Annotated in this window: 13 protein-coding genes; 4 read left to right on the forward strand and 9 right to left on the reverse strand. The window is 60.7% G+C overall.

Annotated features, from left to right (window positions below; genetic code table 11):
- Positions 1-110: 110 nt before the first annotated feature.
- From pssA to BM267_RS08360, 4 genes are all read right to left on the reverse strand, one after another.
- Positions 111-962: a CDP-diacylglycerol--serine O-phosphatidyltransferase gene (gene pssA / locus BM267_RS08345; protein ID WP_036993067.1), complete on the reverse strand. Its 852-nt coding sequence runs from the start codon at positions 960-962 to the stop codon at positions 111-113.
- A gap of 122 nt (positions 963-1,084) precedes the next feature.
- Positions 1,085-2,101 (reverse strand): ketol-acid reductoisomerase, encoded by a 1,017-nt coding sequence (ilvC, locus tag BM267_RS08350; protein WP_036993068.1) that lies wholly within the window; start codon positions 2,099-2,101, stop codon positions 1,085-1,087.
- A 47-nt stretch (positions 2,102-2,148) separates the two neighbouring features.
- Positions 2,149-2,640 carry an acetolactate synthase small subunit gene (gene ilvN, locus BM267_RS08355; RefSeq protein ID WP_036993070.1) on the reverse strand — a complete coding sequence of 164 codons (492 nt, stop codon included), beginning with the start codon at positions 2,638-2,640 and terminating at the stop codon, positions 2,149-2,151.
- A 1-nt stretch (position 2,641) separates the two neighbouring features.
- A complete protein-coding gene (locus tag BM267_RS08360; protein ID WP_074779289.1) occupies positions 2,642-4,366 on the reverse strand; it encodes an acetolactate synthase 3 large subunit in 1,725 nt (574 codons plus the stop codon).
- A 435-nt stretch (positions 4,367-4,801) separates the two neighbouring features.
- On the opposite strand from BM267_RS08360, the gene BM267_RS08365 reads away from it, so the two are divergent.
- Positions 4,802-5,245, forward strand: a complete 444-nt coding sequence (locus BM267_RS08365; RefSeq protein ID WP_074779292.1) for a DUF4124 domain-containing protein — start codon at positions 4,802-4,804, stop codon at positions 5,243-5,245.
- Here the strand turns inward: BM267_RS08365 and BM267_RS08370 are convergent.
- Genes BM267_RS08370 through mrcB form a run of 3 tightly spaced genes read right to left on the reverse strand, consistent with a single transcriptional unit; the run spans position 5,236 to position 8,557 of the window.
- Entirely contained in the window at positions 5,236-5,571 is a 336-nt protein-coding gene (locus BM267_RS08370; RefSeq protein ID WP_036993073.1) for a YqcC family protein, read from the reverse strand. The two genes, BM267_RS08365 and BM267_RS08370, sit on opposite strands and share 10 nt — an antisense overlap.
- Positions 5,571-6,215 (reverse strand): tetratricopeptide repeat protein, encoded by a 645-nt coding sequence (locus BM267_RS08375; protein ID WP_036993075.1) that lies wholly within the window; start codon positions 6,213-6,215, stop codon positions 5,571-5,573. Before BM267_RS08375 ends, BM267_RS08370 begins: the two co-directional genes overlap by 1 nt.
- Positions 6,216-6,232: 17 nt before the next feature.
- A complete protein-coding gene (mrcB, locus tag BM267_RS08380) occupies positions 6,233-8,557 on the reverse strand; it encodes a penicillin-binding protein 1B (RefSeq protein WP_036993077.1) in 2,325 nt (774 codons plus the stop codon).
- A gap of 122 nt (positions 8,558-8,679) precedes the next feature.
- Between mrcB and BM267_RS08385 the strand changes: the two genes are divergently transcribed.
- The 3 genes from BM267_RS08385 to BM267_RS08395 all read left to right on the forward strand — a co-directional run bounded on the left by BM267_RS08385 (position 8,680) and on the right by BM267_RS08395 (position 11,569).
- Positions 8,680-10,215, forward strand: a complete 1,536-nt coding sequence (locus BM267_RS08385; protein ID WP_074779294.1) for a bifunctional aminoglycoside phosphotransferase/ATP-binding protein — start codon at positions 8,680-8,682, stop codon at positions 10,213-10,215.
- Positions 10,216-10,384: 169 nt separating this feature from the next.
- Positions 10,385-10,648: a TfoX/Sxy family protein gene (locus BM267_RS08390; RefSeq protein ID WP_036993081.1), complete on the forward strand. Its 264-nt coding sequence runs from the start codon at positions 10,385-10,387 to the stop codon at positions 10,646-10,648.
- Positions 10,649-10,771: 123 nt separating this feature from the next.
- Positions 10,772-11,569: a cyclic nucleotide-binding domain-containing protein gene (locus BM267_RS08395; protein ID WP_036993083.1), complete on the forward strand. Its 798-nt coding sequence runs from the start codon at positions 10,772-10,774 to the stop codon at positions 11,567-11,569.
- 218 nt (positions 11,570-11,787) lie between these two features.
- Here BM267_RS08395 and BM267_RS08400 read toward each other — a convergent pair whose 3' ends face one another.
- Together BM267_RS08400 and BM267_RS08405 are read right to left on the reverse strand one after the other, a co-directional pair.
- Positions 11,788-13,221: an efflux transporter outer membrane subunit gene (locus tag BM267_RS08400; protein WP_074779296.1), complete on the reverse strand. Its 1,434-nt coding sequence runs from the start codon at positions 13,219-13,221 to the stop codon at positions 11,788-11,790.
- Positions 13,218-16,349, reverse strand: coding sequence for an efflux RND transporter permease subunit (locus BM267_RS08405; protein ID WP_036993088.1), 3,132 nt, complete (start codon positions 16,347-16,349; stop codon positions 13,218-13,220). Before BM267_RS08405 ends, BM267_RS08400 begins: the two co-directional genes overlap by 4 nt.
- Positions 16,350-16,355: the final 6 nt, after the last annotated feature.

A 16,355-nucleotide genomic window follows, 5' to 3' on the forward strand; every position in this document is an offset into this window, starting at 1 on the left:
TTCGCTTGCCTGTCAACCCTCAAGTTATCGCTAACTTATTGATTGGCCTGGGCTTTTGGAAAAGCTCAGCGACTTGCGAGGGGCGCATTATAGGCCCCTCAGCGATGCCGTCAAGAGGGTTTATCAACTTTCTCGGATTCAGTTGCCGAGGCTTCCCGACGCCGCCAGCGCCAGACGGCCTGAATGGGGCCGGAAACGCTGTAGGCAATGAAGATGAACCACAAGATTCGGGACGGATCGGTAGAGATAATGGCAAATACCAGGACTACCAGCAGGATGACGAAGAACGGCACTCGGCCGCGCATGTCGAGATCCTTGAAGCTGTAGTAACGTACATTACTCACCATCAGCAAACCGCCAAGCGCAGTCAGTACTCCCACCAGGAACGAGATATCGCCGCCATCAATACCGAAGTCGTTGAGCGCCCACACCATCCCGGCCACCAGACCCGCAGCCGACGGACTGGCCAGACCGGTGAAGTAGCGTTTGTCCTCCGAGCCGATATGGGTATTGAAACGCGCCAGGCGCAATGCCGCACCCGCCACATAGATGAATGCGAAAACCCAGCCGACCTTGCCCATATCGTCCAGCGCCCAGGTGAAAGCAACCAGCGCTGGCGCGACGCCGAAGGCGACCATGTCCGACAGGGAGTCATATTCAGCCCCGAACGCACTCTGGGTATTGGTCAGGCGGGCCACCCGGCCGTCCAGCCCGTCCAGCACCATGGCCACGAAGATGGCAATGGCGGCGTGGGAGAAATTGCCATTCATGGCACTGACGATGGCGTAAAAGCCGGAAAACAGGGCTGCTGTCGTAAACAGATTGGGCAATAGGTAGATACCGCGATGGCGCACCTTCTTGCCGTCCGGTCCTGGCATTTCCTCGATATGCTCATCAATCGGCAACAGGGTATGCGGGCTGTCGCCATCGAAATGTGGATCGTGCTGCTGCTCGTCTTTCATATGCTTACCTTGACACTTTGCCGGACTGCACAGTGTGGCAACTTGATCGCCAAATAACCAGTCCCGGCCAGGCCCGCCCATAAAAAAACGCGGCCTTGGCCGCGTTTTTCAAAGAACTGAAATCAGTTCTTGCTCTTATCAACGATCTTGTTGGCAGAGATCCACGGCATCATGCCGCGCAGCTGCTCACCAACCTGCTCGATGGGATGCGCCGCGTTGTTGCGACGGGCAGCTGTCATCGACGGGTAGTTGTGCGCGCCTTCAGCGATGAACATCTTCGCGTACTCACCGGACTGGATGCGCTTCAGAGCGTTGCGCATGGCAGCGCGGGACTCATCGTTGATGACTTCAGGACCAGTCACGTACTCACCGTACTCCGCGTTGTTGGAGATGGAGTAGTTCATGTTGGCGATACCGCCTTCGTACATGAGGTCAACGATCAGCTTCAGTTCGTGCAGGCACTCGAAGTAAGCCATTTCCGGCGCGTAACCCGCTTCGGTCAGCACCTCGAAGCCAGCCTTGACCAGCTCAACCGCGCCACCGCACAGAACTGCCTGCTCACCGAACAGGTCGGTTTCGGTCTCGTCCTTGAAGGTGGTTTCGATGATACCGGTACGACCACCGCCCACGCCGCTGGCGTAGGACAGCGCGACGTTCTTGGCGTTGCCGGAAGCGTCCTGGAAGATCGCGATCAGGTCAGGGATACCGCCACCCTTGACGAACTCGGAGCGTACGGTGTGACCCGGCGCCTTGGGAGCAACCATGATCACGTCCAGATCCTTGCGCGGCACGACCTGGTTGTAGTGAACGGCAAAACCGTGGGCGAAGGCCAGGGTGGCGCCCTGCTTCAGGTTCGGCTCGATCTCGTCACGGTACAGCTGGGACTGGAACTCGTCGGGGGTCAGGATCATGACCACGTCGGCAGCAGCGACGGCAGCCGGTACGTCGGTGACTTTCAGACCATGGGCCTCGGCCTTGGCAATCGAGGACGAACCCGGGCGCAGGCCCACAGTTACGTCAACGCCGGAATCCTGGAGGTTGCAGGCGTGGGCATGGCCCTGCGAGCCGTAACCGATGATGGCAACCTTCTTGCCTTGGATGATGCTCAGGTCGCAATCTTTGTCATAAAAAACGTGCATGTAAATCCCCTTTCTATGCGGGTCCCGCCGGACCACTGCTCAATTGTTTAAATGCTCAGAACCTTTTCACCGCGCGCAATGCCGGACACTCCGGTGCGCACGACTTCCAGTACTGTCGCCGGGCCAACCGCTTCGATAAAACTATCCAGCTTATCAGACGTACCTGCCAGCTGAACGGTATACACACTACTGGTCACATCGACAATCTGGCCGCGGAAAATATCGGTGGTGCGCTTGATTTCGGCGCGCTGAGCACCGGTGGCCTTGATCTTGACCAGCATCAGCTCACGCTCGATATGCGCCCCTTCGGACAGATTGACCAGCTTCACCACCTCAATCAGCTTGTTGAGGTTCTTGGTGATCTGCTCGATGACATCTTCCTGACCGATGGTGGTCAGCGTCAGACGCGACAGCGTCGGGTCTTCCGTCGCCGCCACGGTCAGCGTCTCGATATTGTAGTTGCGCTGGGAAAACAGACCGACCACGCGAGACAGTGCACCGGGCTCGTTTTCCAGCAGTACGGAAATGATGTGTCTCATGTCAGGTACGCTCCGTCTTGCTCAACCACATGTCACGCATGGATCCGCCTGCAATCTGCATCGGATAGACGTGCTCGGCATTGTCCACGCGGATATCCATGAATACCAGCCGCTTGGTCTGGGCGAATGCTTCTTCCATCGCCGGCTTGAGATCATCCAGCTTATCAACCCGGATACCGACGTGGCCGTAGGACTCCGTCAGCTTGATGAAGTCAGGCAGCGACTCCATATAGGAATGCGAGTAGCGGCTGTTGTACTGCATGTCCTGCCACTGACGCACCATGCCCAACGCCTGGTTGTTCAGGGTGATGATCTTGACCGGCAGGTCGTACTGCAGGCAGGTCGACAGCTCCTGAATGTTCATCTGGATACTGCCTTCGCCAGTGACGCAGGCAACCGTGGCATCAGGGTGATGCAGCTGCACACCCATGGCCGCCGGCAAGCCGAAGCCCATGGTGCCCAGGCCACCGGAGTTGATCCAGCGATTAGGCTTGTTGAACGGATAATACTGGGCCGCGAACATCTGGTGCTGACCCACATCGGAAGTCACGTAGGCATCGCCCTTGGTGACATCCCACATGGTCTCGATGACCGTCTGCGGCTTGATGATGGAACCGTCACCCATGTCGTAGGGGAACAGCTTGCCGTCACCACGCCATTCATCGACCTGCTTCCACCAGGCGGCCAGCACATCGGCATTCGGGCGCAGCTTGTGCTCGCGGGAGATGGCCAGCATCTCGGTCAGCACGCTGTCGACCGGACCAACGATCGGAATGTCCGCCTTGATGGTCTTGGAAATGGACGCCGGGTCGATATCGACATGAATGATCTTGGCGTTCGGACAGAACTTGGTGGCGCCGTTGATGACCCGGTCATCAAAGCGGGCACCGATACACATCACCACGTCGGCATGGTGCATGGCAACGTTGGCCACGTAGCTGCCGTGCATGCCGAGCATGCCCAGGCACTGACGATCACTGCCTGGAAAGCCACCCAACCCCATCAGGGTATTGGTGACCGGCACGCCCAGTTCCTTGCCCAGGTCGGTCAATTGCTTGGCCGCACCACCCATGATCACGCCGCCACCGGCATAGATGATCGGGCGACGGGCCTCAACCATCAGTTCCAGCGCCTTGCGGATCTGTCCGGAATGGCCGCGGACCGCCGGATTGTAGGAACGCAGCTTGACCTTCTTCGGGTAGCTGTATTCGAACTTCTCGGCCGGGTTGGTCATGTCCTTGGGAATATCGATGACCACCGGACCGGGACGGCCAGTCTGGGCCAGATAAAAGGCCTTCTTGACGATCTCCGGAATCTCGCGCGGGTCCTTGACGATGAAGCTGTGCTTCACGATCGGCCGGGAAATACCGACCATGTCGGTTTCCTGGAACGCGTCAGTGCCGACCATGTGGCTGGCCACCTGACCGGAAATGACCACCATCGGAATGGAGTCCATGTAGGCGGTGGCAATACCGGTGATGGTATTGGTTGCGCCGGGACCCGAGGTCACCAGCACCACGCCGGGCTTGCCGGTGGCGCGCGCGTAACCGTCAGCCATGTGCGCGGCGGCCTGCTCATGGCGCACCAGCACATGCGTTACATCATCCTGGCGGAAGATCGCGTCATATACATGCAACAGGGCACCGCCGGGGTACCCATAGATAAATTTCACACCCTCGTCACGCAAGGAGCGGACGACCATCTCAGCGCCGGATAAAAGTTCCACTTTTGAATCACCTCTAGCATGCCGTTCACCCCAGGCGAGCGGCAGGATACCTGTTTTACTGCTCGGCAGTGCATTGGCAACGGTGGTTGTCATGCAACAGCTTGACTGCGTGCAATGGAGACACATCCCTGCAGGTAGCCGGACGGTCTCACCCAGCGCGAGGTAGCGCGTGCGGGGCCAGGCCAGGAGCATGCGGGATTCCGCCTCCCGGATTGAGCAACAAAGCGTGCCGCCCCGAATGCCGAGTAGGCTCCGATAACAGCGCGCTTATGAGAACCCCGAATTGTTTACACTCAGCGGCGACAAGTCAAGCCAAGTTGTACAAAAGTCTGACTCGCCCGCATCTTCACAGATGGGCTGTATCGCCCGCCCGGTGATTGGCTATAGTAGCCAGGCCGCTGACCGGTGGATGCACATAACAAGGATGACAATGACATGCAGAGATTATTGACGGCCCTGACACTGGGATTGCTGGCCACCAGCACCATGGCCCAGCAGATGTATCAATGGCAGGATGAACGCGGAGTGATGCAGTACGGCCAGTTGCCGCCGACCGGCAGTAATTACCAGCAGATCAGGGTACAACCCTCGCCACCACCAGGCGGCCAGCTGCGCGCGCCCGCGCCATTGCCCCTGAAAGCCGATACCAGCGCCGCGGATGCTGCAGCCGAACAGCGCCGGCAAGAACGCGCCCGTGCTGAACAACGTACTGCCGCCTGCGAGAAGGTACGCAGCAATCTCGAGACCCTGCTCAACAATCCGCGCCTGCGCCGGACCAATGAGGCCGGCGAAGTAGAGCGAATCGGTGAAGATGAGCGCCAGCAGCTGATCAGCCAGGCGCAGGAAGACCTGCAGGAAAACTGCAGCCGTCAGCCCTGAGCGGCAAGCTCAACGGCCAACTGATCGATGCGCCCCAGGGTCGCCCGCAAACCGTGACCGCGACGGCCGAGCGGAGCGAAAGCTTCTTCACCCATCGGCAGGATGTTGCATCCCGCCGGCATGGGTCCGTTGTTCTCGATAATGCTCAGCATGCGGGGAATGAAGATCCACTGCAGCCACATCTCGAAATCCAGCGTATCGACACAGAAGGGCTGCTGACTGGACAGCGCAGCAGCCGAAGGTGCCTGCGCCGACCACCGGCTCAGTGCGCGCAGCTCCTGCTCGAGTTCCAGCAAGGCGTCCGCCAACGCATGCCATTGATGCATCACAGCGCCACCTTGGCCCGCTCACGCGCCTGGGCTGCACCCGCACTGTTACCCTGACGCTCACGCGCATCGGCCACCAGCCCCCACAGGCTGGCTTGCAACGCGGGGCGCCCCGAAGCATAAGACAAACCGCGCTGGGCCAATTGCTCGGCCTGCGCCGCATCACCCTGCTCCAGACGCACCTGGGCGAGGCGGAAAAGCACCTGGGGCTCGCGCGGAGCGATGCGCAGTGCCCGCTCCAGGCTGGCGGAGGCGCTGCTCAGGTCACCACCGCTTTCCTGTTGCCGGGCCGAGGTCAACAGCGCCAGCACCGGACCGGCCAGTTGCTCGTCCTCCTGCAGCCCCCCGCTCGATGCGGGAGTCTGCGTGGACGGCTGACTGCTTATCGGCGCACTGTCCAGCGGATAAGATTCGACCGCGCTGGAGCCACCCTCACCGTCTGGCACCAATACCACCACACCGCCATCCGTTTGCTGCGGCTGCGTTTGCTGCTGCGTTGGCGCCGGCATGCCGGCGCCGCTCTGCATATCCTCATTGGACACCGGCCGCCCCGAGTCCACCACCGGAATGGAGCCTCCCGAACCGGCACAGCCTGCCAATACCATGATGCAACCAGCCAGCAGTCCAATTCGCTTACTATCCATTGCCTTGCTCCTCATGTTCATTGCAGCCATCCACGGATGACATCCATCACTCGACCAGCCCCCTCTTTCACTGGCGCGGTGTCAATCAGCGGCCGGCAGCCAGGGCCCGGCAGCGGCTCGTAGCCGGCGCGGAAGGGCATCTGTACCGTATCCGGGCAGCTTGGGTCACTGCCCTCGCCCGTCAAGCGGTTGACCCAGGCATAACCGATATCACCCGGTGGCACCTCGGACAGACTGTTCGGATGCGCCTCGGCCATGAAGGCGCTCCATATCTGCAGCGCCCCCGTGGCGCCGGTAAGACGCGTCTGGCCGTTATCATCACGGCCCAGCCAGGCCACTGCCAGCAGATCATCCGAGAAGCCGGCGAACCAGCTATCGCGCAGATCGTTGGTTGTACCCGTCTTGCCCGCCAACCGGATGTCGGACGGTATCTGATTATAGGCCGAGCGCCCGGTTCCTTCCGCCATGACCCGCGACATTCCTTCCTGCATGAGGAAAATAGTTGCCGAGTCGAAGCGCTGCTGCACCTTGAACGGGTAGCGGCTGAGCTGCTCACCCTCGGCGGTCAACACGTTGCGAATCGCCCGCAGCGGCGTATTGAAGCCACCGCTGGCCAGGGTCTGGTACATGTCAGTGACCTGCAGCGGCGTCATCGCCCCCGAGCCCAGCAGCATGGCCGGGTACGCTGGCCAGTTATGCTGCACGCCCATGCGTTCAACGGTCTGCAGCACCTTGTCGACGCCAACGTCGACACCGAGACGCACCGTGGCCTGGTTGTAGGAACGCGACAGGGCCTCATGCAGGGGCACCAGTCCATGGCTTACACGGCTGTAGTTCTGCGGCGACCAGGTTTTGCCCTGCTCCGCTGGCAAGGTAATGGGCGAGTCGTCCACCGGGGTAATTAGCGAATAGCGCTGCGGCTGCTCCAGCGCGGTGAGGAATACCGCCGGCTTGATCAGCGAGCCAATTTGCCGTGACGCATCCAACGCCCGGTTGAAACCGGAGAAACGCGGATTGCGGCCACCGACCAGCGCCAATACCTCACCGGTCTGCGCGCCGGTGACCACCATGGCGGCCTCCATTTCCTTGCCGGCGCGATCACCCAGCCGCTTGAAGGCCGTTTCCACCGCCTGTTCCGCCTTGAGCTGCAGCAACGGATCGAAGCTGGTGAAGATGCGCAGCCCCTCGCTGGTCAGATCCTCGTCCTGATAGTCTGCACGCAACTGGCGCTTGATCAGGTCCATGAAGGCCGGGTAGCTGGTATCCGCCATGGTTCCCCGTACCGTGACATCCAGTGGCTTGGCGATGTTCAGACCCGCCTGCTCCTCGGTGATCACGCCCTGCTCTTCCAGCATCTGGATGACCAGATCACGGCGCTTCTTGGCCCGCTCCGGCTGGCGCCGCGGGTTGAAGAGCGACGGCCCCTTGACCATGCCGACCAGCAGTGCCACCTGGTGCAATTCCAGTTCGTGCAACGGCTGGGCAAAGTAGTACTGACTCGCCAGGCCGAAGCCGTGCACCGCGCGCCGGCCATCCTGGCCGAGGAATACCTCGTTCAGATAAGCTTCAAGAATCGCTTCTTTGGAGTAATGCAGTTCGAGCAGCACCGCCATGATCGCCTCGGTGCCTTTGCGGATCAGACTGCGGTCGCTGTTCAGGTAGAAGTTCTTTACCAACTGCTGGGTCAATGTGCTGCCGCCCTGCACCACACCACCGGCGCTGACGTTGACATAGGCTGCCCGGGCAATGCCCTTTGGCGAAACACCGAAATGCTGGAAGAACTCCCGATCCTCGACCGCCACCAGCGCCTCCACCAGATAGGGCGGCGCCTGGTCCAGGCGAATGAGAATACGGTCTTCGTTGTGCGCAGGATAGATGCCGCCGATCATCAGCGGCTCGATCCGGGCCATCACCACCTCGCCATTGCCCGACAATCCCGTGACCTGCTGACCGCTGAAACGGACGCTGATGCGCTGTGCCGGCTCCGACCCTTCAAAGGACTGGAAACCGCGGGTATATACATCCACCCGGCTGCCGGCCACGGACATCTGCCCCGGTTGCTTGACCGCCGATACCGAGCGATAGCCCAACGCCGACAGCTCGGTCACGAAATCATCGCGACTGAGCTTCTGCCCGGCATACAGCTCCAGCGGCCGGGCAAAGACCTTGGCCGGGACCGCCCAGCGCTTGCCGGAGAATTTCTCCTGCACCACGGCGTCCAGATAAACGGCCAACCCGGCAAACAGTACCAGTCCGACTATCGCCAACTTCCACAGCAGGCCCGACCAGCGTTTCCAGAAGCCAACCTTGCGCACAGCTCGTTTACTGCGTTTTCTACCCATAATTCCCTGATCACTCCACGTCTCGCTTAGCCGCGCCCGCTCCAGCGAACGGCGGCGATGGTTGGCCTCGCTGCGACCAACCCGCATAATGCCCGCATTGCCAAGCCACTACAGGACCCAATGTGAGCCAGACACTGCTGACCGCCCTGCAAAACCCGGCCTTGTACGACCATCCGGTTACCGGTTTCACGCTGATGGAAACCCACATTTCCTGGGTAATTCTCACCGGCGACTTCGTTTACAAGATCAAGAAACCGGTCAATTTCGGTTTCCTCGATTATTCCACCCTCGATAAGCGCGCGCATTTCTGCGCTGAAGAGCTGCGCTTGAACCGGCGCCTCGCCCCGGAACTCTACCTGGACGTCGTTGCCGTCCGGGGCAGCGAAGCTGCACCCCGCCTCGATGGTGACGGCCCGATCATTGAATACATGGTCAAGACCCGTCAGTTTCGCCAGCAGGACCTGCTCGGGAATATGCAGCGTGCCGGTGAGCTGGCTCCATCGCACATCGACTCCCTGGCGACGACGCTCGCCACCTTCCATGGGCAGATCGAGCACGCGCCCCTGGAGTCTGCCTGGGGTCAGCCGGATCAGGTGCATGCCCCGGTGGCCCAGAATTTCGAGCAGATCCGGCCATTATTGAGCGAACCGGCCGATCTGGCGCAACTCGAACAACTGGAACAATGGGCGCATACTACCTTCCAACGGCTGATTCCCCAACTGGCACAACGCAAGGCCGACGGCATGATTCGCGAGTGTCACGGCGACATCTACCTGGACAACGTCACTATATTCGCCGGACAAGTGACCCTCTTCGACTGCATAGAGTTCAATGACGCCTTCCGCTGGACCGATGTCATGGCCGACGTCGCCTTCATGGCCATGGATCTGGAAGACCGTGGCCTAGCCGAGCTGTCCCAGCGCTTCGTCAACGGCTGGCTGGAACACACCGGTGATTATGCCGGCCTCCCCGTGCTCAGTTATTACAAGGCCTACCGCGCCATGGTACGGGCCAAGGTGGCATTGCTGGGCCTCAACCCCGACCTCAGCGACCAGCAGCGCGCCGACGTCATGGCGCGCTACCGGAGTTATACCGCCCTGGCCGAAAGCTACACCGAAATCCCACGCCGCTTCGGGTTGCTCACCCACGGTCTGTCCGGCTCCGGCAAAAGTACCTTGAGTCAGCAGTTGGTCAGCCGTCTCGGTGTGATCCGCGTGCGCTCCGATGTCGAACGCAAGCGGCTGTTCGGCAGCGACCGCTCCGATACGGACCTGTACTCCACCGAGTTGGGCCAGCAAACCTACACCCGTCTGGCCCAGCTGGCTGCGCAGATCCTGGCAGCAGGCTATTCGGTGGTGGTCGACGCCACGCATCTGCAGCGGGCACAGCGCCAGCAGGTGCGCCAGGCAATCGAGGAACAGGGCGCGCCCTGCCTGATCCTGCATTGCCAGGCATCGCTGGATACCATCGAGATCTGGCTGAACGAACGGCAGCGCAAGGGTGGCGATCCGTCCGATGCCGACATTCATGTCGTGCGCCAGCAGCTGCAACAACTGGAAGCACTGGAGGAAGACGAGCTGCAGATTACCCTGACCGTCAATACCGAACAGCGCGACAGCATCGATCAGCTCACAGAACAGCTCCGCGCTCGCATATGACCCTGACGCCGGCTGTACGGATCAGCTGGCGCCCACTACACTGATTTTCGGGAACCAATAAAAAGAAGCCCGAAGCCATGCCAGAAACCAGACCGATGCCGGCCACACCAGCCGGCACCCGTATTGTGCTCATCATGCCCTCCGCGTCCCGGCGTATCGGGAGGTGGTCATGACCGATAATGAACTTCTCAGCTTGCGCAACCTGGGCAAAACCTCCGTTCAATGGTTGCGCGCCACCGGTATCCACACTACCGAGGAGCTACGCCGGCGTGGCCCGGTCGCCGCCTATTGCGCGGTCCGCTCGCGCGGCTTCGGCGCCTCCAGGACATTGCTGTTCGCCATCGCCGGCGCCCTGCAGGATGTGCACTGGAACCAGCTCGACCCCACCTATAAACAACAGTTGTTGCAACAACTGGAAGAGCAGCAGAAGTGATAGCCACGCGAGGATCAGCCAACCGCCGAATTTGCCAACGGCTGCGCGTTTTCCATTGGCAGAAGCAAAAGGAATTGCAGTATGGTAACGACAATTCAGGACTCGCGAAAAAAGGAATTAGTCATGTACCTCATCGGCGACCAGCCCCCCTATGCAGAAAAGCTGATCAGCACGCTGCAACGCATCCCGGCACAGCTGCTCGACGGGCTTGCCCCCTGCGCTGCGCCGATTCGTCTGGGCGCGATCGATGACCTCTACAGCCATGTAGGCAGCAAGAACCTGTACCTGTTGAAAAGCGGCCTGCTGCACGCCCTGATCGATGGCAAGCCGTTGTTCTATATCCAGGAAGGCGATCTCATCGGATTGCGTCAGGGGCTCAATACCGCACCCTGCGTCTACATGAGCGAAGAGCCGCTGGAACTGGTGCCCTATGATCGCGAAGCGCTGTTTCGTCACATCCACGCCAGCAATACCCGCCAGGAACAGTTTACCCAGTACATTCTCGGCCAGGCCGCATTGATGTCCGACGCGCTCGCGCGTAGCAAGCCGCTGGAAGTACGACCGGTCACCGGCTTCCAGCACTTCGCTCCGGGCGATGAACTGATCCGCCAGGGCGATGAGGCCGGCCATGTGTTCATCATCACCGAAGGGCATGCCGAGGCGTTTGTCGAGGGGATCAAGGTAGGTGATGTGCAGCAGGACGAGATATTCGGCGCGATGGCGCTGTTCACCCGGGAGAAACGCTCAGCGACGGTTATCGCCAGTGCGCCGACCACGGTGATGATGATTCCCAAGGAGCAATTTCTGGCGTTGATGCAGAGCAATCCGCGCATCGCCCATAGCCTGATTGAAAGCATGGCGCGACGGATCGACCTGATGAACCGGGAACTGACCTACTACAAACAGCTGGCAGTGAATTAAATTTAGTCAATTTGCTTGACATGCAAATGATAACGATTATTATTAACCACAAGTCGCCGCAAGGTGGCTTGGATAACAGAACGTCGTGAGACGGACGGTTATCTCCTCATCAGGCTAATCACGGATTTAGGCCCGCTCTCTGAGCGGGCCCTTTTTTTGCCTGTCAGCCTGCCACTGCGCATCAGACCGCAACCGCCGGCCTGATGCGAGACGGCCGGTCAGGCCTCCGGCACCGCCGAAGCCGCTGCCGTATCACCCACCTGCCAACCACCGCCCAGCGCCTTGAACAGATTGACTTCGCTGATCAGCTGATTGCGTCGATCATTCACCAACTGCTGCTGAGCCATCAGCAATTGCCGCTGCGCATCGAGCAAAATAAGGTGACTGTCCACTCCGGTCCGGTAGCGCTGCTCGGCTATCTGGTAATAGCTTTCGCTGACTTCCAGCAGATTGCGCTGCGCCTGTACCTGGTCGGCATAGGTCTCGTGGGCCGCCAAACCATCCGCGACGTCGCGGAACGCGTCCTGGATCGTCTGTTCGTATTGGGCGACGCGAATATCCCGGGAGATTTCCGAGTAGTCCAGATTCGCCCGCAGCCGTCCGGCATTGAAGATCGGAACGCTGATGCTGGGCATGAAATTCCAGTAGCCCGTACCACCGTCAAATAGCTCCGACAGGTCATTGCTCGCGCTGCCCGCCGCGCCGGTCAACCGGATGCTCGGGAAGAAAGCCGCCCGCGCCGCGCCGATACTGGCATTGGCAGCGCGCAACTGGTGCTCGGCGGCAATCACGTCGGGGCGCATGAACAGCAGCTCGGACGGCAAGCCGACCGGCAGATCGGCCAGCAGCTCCATGTCCAGCCCACCCATCTCCAGGTCTTCCAGCGGTATGCTTTGGCCAAGCAGCTGGGTCAGGGCATTGCGATCCTGCGCCACCAGTCGGCGATATTGCGCCAATGCCGAGCGCGCGGTTTCCACCGCTGTACGCGCCTGGGTCAACTCCAGCGTCGAAGCCACACCGACATCATAGCTGCGCTGCACCAGCGCCAGACTGTCTTCATAAGCCTTCAGCGTCTGCGCGGTAACGGCGAGCAGTTCGCGGTCTGCCTGCCAGGTCATATAGCTGTTGGCGACGCTGGCGATCAGGCTGATCCGCACACTGCGTTGGGTCGCTTCGCTAGCCAGGAACTCTTCCAACGCCTGTTCGCTCAGGCTGTCGAGGCGGCCAAACAGATCCAGCTCCCAGGCTACGCCCAAGGTCGCGGAATACTGGCCACCCGTGGTCGCCTCACCGGTCGGGCTCAGCCCTTCGGGGGTGCGCGTGCGGTTGCCGCTGCCATCGGCAGTGACATCCGGAAACAGCGCGGCGCGCTGGATACCATACAGCGCCTGGTAGGCTTCCACATTCAACGCGGCGATGCGCAGATCACGGTTGTTTTCCAGCGCAATCCCGACCAGGCGCTGCAGCGCTGGGTCGCGGAAGAAGTCCCGCCAGCCCAGCTCCATCGCCTGGGTTTCCGAGTTCAGCGGGCCATAGGCTTCACCGGTCGGCCAGACATCGGCCACCGGCGATGCCGGGCGCTCATAATCGGGAATCATCGAGCAACCGCTCAAGACTCCCAGCACAGCCAGACACATCAATGAACGTTTCACTGTGCTTCCTCCTTATTGTCGTAACTGATCTTGCGCGAGAACAGCGAAGATACCATTACGTAGAATAACGGTACCCAGAAGATCACCAGCACGGTGGCCGTGAGCATGCCGCCGATCACACCGGTACCAATGGCATGCGAACTACCGGCGCCAGCGCCACTGGCGAGCGCCAGCGGGACCACGCCCAGGGTGAAGGCCAGCGAGGTCATGATGATCGGCCGCAGACGCATGCGACAGGCCTGGATTGCGGCATCGACCCGGGACATGCCCTGCTCGTGCAGGTCCTTGGCGAATTCGACGATCAGAATCGCGTTCTTCGCCGTCAACCCGATGGTCGTCAGCAGACCAACCTGGAAGAACACGTCGTTGGACAGGCCGCGGCCCATGGTCGTCAACAGCGCACCGATCACACCCAGCGGTACCACCAGCATCACCGCAAACGGAATCGACCAGCTTTCATACAACGCCGCCAGACACAGGAACACGACCAGCAGCGACAACGCGTACAATGCCGGTGCCTGGTCGCCGGACAGGCGCTCCTCGTAGGACAGCCCGGTCCAGTCCACACCGATACCGGCTGGCAGTTGCTGGGCCAGGCGCTCGATTTCCGCCATTGCATGCCCGGTACTGTAGCCCGGCGCAGCCTCGCCCTGAATCTCCATGGCCAGTACACCGTTGTAACGGGCCAGTTTCGGCGGACCGTAAACCCACTCGCCGGAGGCGAAGGCACTGAACGGCACCATTTCGCCCTGGTTGTTACGTACGAACCATTTGTCCATATCCTCGGGGTTCATCCGCGCATCGGCTTCGGCTTGCAGGTAAACCCGCTTGACCCGGCCCCGATCGATGAAGTCGTTGACATAGCTCGACCCCCAGGCGATCGACTGGGTGCTGTTGACATCGCTGAGCGCGACCCCCAGCACCTGGGCTTTCTCATCATCAATGATCAGGCGGTATTGCGGCTCGTCATTCAGGCCATTGGGGCGCACGCCAGTCAGCACTTCGCTCTGTGCGGCCATGCCCAACAACTGATTGCGCGCTTGCATCAGCGCTTCGTGCCCCACGCCTGCATTGTCCTGCAGGAAGAAGTTGAACCCGGTGGCGTTACCCAGCGCCATGACTGCCGGCGGAGCAAAAGCCATGACCGCCGCGTCACGGAAGCCGGCAAAATGCTGCTCGGTCCGCTCGACCAGGTCGAAGACGCTCATACCTGCCTCGCTGCGCTCGCCCCACGGCTTGAGACCAACGAAGGCAATGGCCGCGTTCTGGCCACGGCCAGCAAAACTGAAACCGGTCACCGTGAATACCGACTGGACGATATCGCTTTCCTCGGTTAGCAGCTTCTCACGCATGCCGTCCACGGTCTGCTGGGTACGCTCCATGGTCGAGCCGGCCGGCCCCAGAACCTGAACGTACATCACCCCTTGATCCTCATCCGGCAAGAAGGAGCTCGGCAGTTTGCCAAACAGCATGACCATAGCGCCGACGATCACCACGTACAGCAGCAGATACGGTGCCTTGCGCTTGAGAACCGCTGCCACCCCTTTTTCATAGCGGTTGACACCACGCTCGAAGGTGCGGTTGAACCACCCGAAGAAACCGCGCTTCTCGTGCTTATGCCCTTTGGGAATCGGCTTGAGAATGGTGGCGCACAGGGCCGGAGTGAAAATCAGCGCCACCAGTACCGACAAGGTCATGGCCGAGGCGATGGTGATGGCGAACTGACGATAGATCACACCGGTGGAACCACCGAAGAAGGCCATCGGCACAAATACCGCCGACAGTACCAGGCCGATACCGATCAGCGCGCCCTGGATCTGATCCATGGATTTACGCGTCGCCTCCACCGGCGGCAGGCCATCCTCGGCCATTACCCGCTCGACGTTCTCCACCACCACGATGGCATCATCCACCAACAAGCCAATAGCCAGCACCATCGCGAACATGGTCAGGATGTTGATACTGAAACCGAACGCCGAGAGCACGCCGAAGGTACCCAGCAGTACCACCGGTACCGCCAGCGTCGGAATCAGCGTGGCACGGAAGTTCTGCAGGAACAGGTACATCACCAGGAAAACCAGCACGATGGCTTCCATCAGGGTATGCACCACCCCGGTGATGGATTCGGATACCACCGGAGCGGTCTCGAACGGATACACCACTTCCACACCCTGCGGGAAATAGGGCCGCAAGTCGGCGATGGTCTGCTTGACCGCCTCAGTGGTATCCAGCGCATTGGCGCCGGTAGCCAGCTGGATCGCCATGCCGGTGGCCGGCTGGCCGTTGTACAGCGCCCGGAAAGCGGAATTCTGCGCGCCGAGCTCGACCCGCGCCACGTCACCCAGACGCACCTGCGAGCCGTTGTTGTCCACCTTCATCAGGATGTTGCGGAACTGCTCAGGTGTCTCGAAACGGGTCTTGCCGATGATGGTCGCATTGAGCTGCTGACCAGGCACGGCAGGCGCACCGCCCAGCTGGCCACCGGATACCTGCACGTTCTGCGCCGAAATGGCGTTGCGCACGTCGATCGGCGTAAGCTGGAACTTGTTCAGTTTGGCCGGATCCAGCCAGATCCGCATGGAGTAGGCCGAACCGAATACCTGGAAATCACCCACCCCGCTGGTACGGGAGATCGGGTCCTGGATAGTGGAAATGATGAAGTCGGACAGGTCCTCATTGCTCATGCTGTCGTCAGCTGAGATCAGACCGACAACCATCAGGAAGTTGGAGGAAGCCTTGGTCACCCGGATACCCTGCTGCTGCACTTCCTGCGGCAGCATCGGCGTGGCCAGCTGCAGCTTGTTCTGCACCTGCACCTGAGCGATATCCGGATCAACGCCCTGGTCGAAGGTCACAGTGATCCGCATGCTGCCGTCGGAGCCACTTTCGGACCTCATGTAGCGCAGACCGTCGATGCCGTTCATCTGCTGCTCGATGACCTGCGCGACGGTGTCCTGCACGGTCTGAGCCGAGGCACCGGGGTAGTTGACCGCGATGTTGATCGCCGGCGGCGCGATGCTGGGGTACTGGTTGACCGGCAGGCCGAGAACGGCCAACCCGCCCATCAGCATCACCAGGATGGCCAGCACCCAGGCAAAGATCGGGCGATCGATGAAATAGTGTGGCATGGGGGC

Origin of the sequence: Halopseudomonas bauzanensis (assembly GCF_900114735.1) — a bacterium.
Classification (GTDB): Bacteria; Pseudomonadota; Gammaproteobacteria; order Pseudomonadales; family Pseudomonadaceae; genus Halopseudomonas; species Halopseudomonas bauzanensis.